1 protein-coding gene is annotated in these 1,105 nt (G+C 42.4%); it reads right to left on the bottom strand.

Features of this window, described 5'->3' with window-relative positions:
- The coding region (locus ABEW32_RS25550) for a non-ribosomal peptide synthetase (protein WP_430193003.1) at positions 1-1,105 on the bottom strand (1,105 nt) is incomplete at both ends.

The raw sequence follows: 1,105 nt of genomic DNA, 5'->3' as shown, positions 1-1,105 counted from the left end.
TATTCTAGGTTGCCGTCAGGCAGCCACCTTGCCAGGTCACCTGTCCTGTACATCCTTTCACCCGGTGCGAATGGGTTTGCTGCGAATTTTTCTTCTGTAAGTTCCGGTCTGTTCAAGTACCCTCTTGCCAGTCCATCCCCTGCTATACATAGTTCTCCCGCTACTCCTATCGGCTGCAGGCCCTTTTCCTTACTGACAACATACAACTTAATGTTATCTATGGGCTTTCCTATAGGTACAAGCTCCAATTCTTCTTCCGTAGAGCAGCCAAAGTAGGATACATCTACTGTTGCTTCTGTTGGTCCGTACAGGTTATGCAGGCTTGTTCCTTTTTCTTTGTACAGCAGCTTGTTGAACTTTTCTACTTGCTTCAGGTTCAGTGCTTCTCCACTGGCAAATACCTGCTTTAAGCTTGCTATTTCCTCTATTATCCCCTTTTCCTCTACATACTCTAAAAATACACTCAACATGGATGGTACAAAGTGCATTGTGGTAACTTTATTTTTTTCGATTGCCTTCACGATTTCTTCCGGATTTTTTTCTCCTCCCGGTATCAGCAGGCAGACTTTGGCCCCAGTAAAGCTCCACCACAATAATTCCCATACCGATACGTCAAAGGTATAGGGAGTTTTCTGCAGGATCACATCACCTTCAGCTATCGGGTATTGCTTCTGCATCCAGTTGATCCGGTTGATTACGGAGTAGTTCTCTATCATTACCCCTTTGGGTTTGCCGGTAGAACCGGATGTATATATTACATAAGCCAAGTTTTCAGGTTTACTAATTAACTTTGGATTTGATACATCCCCAGTAAATAGTTCCTGATTTTCTATGCTAATAAATTCAGCATTTCTGTAACTACCTTTAGCATTTATAAATTTATCCTGTATCAGAATAATTTGGCTGCCACTGTCATCAAGCATAAACTGGATCCTGTCTTTAGGGTATTCAGGAGCTATGGGTAAATAAGCCCCCCCAGCTTTTAGGACAGCCATGATCCCTATGATCATTTCTGGGGAACGTTCTACCATAATTCCCACTACACTATCAGGTTTTATTCCCTTTTCTCTTAATTTTCTGGCCAGTTGGTTTGCCTTTTCGTTTA

The organism is Paenibacillus jamilae (assembly GCF_050482105.1).
In the GTDB taxonomy this organism is placed as follows: Bacteria; Bacillota; Bacilli; order Paenibacillales; family Paenibacillaceae; genus Paenibacillus; species Paenibacillus jamilae_B.
The sequence above is the reverse complement of the archived record's forward strand: the minus strand, read 5'-3'. Positions and strand labels throughout refer to the sequence as shown.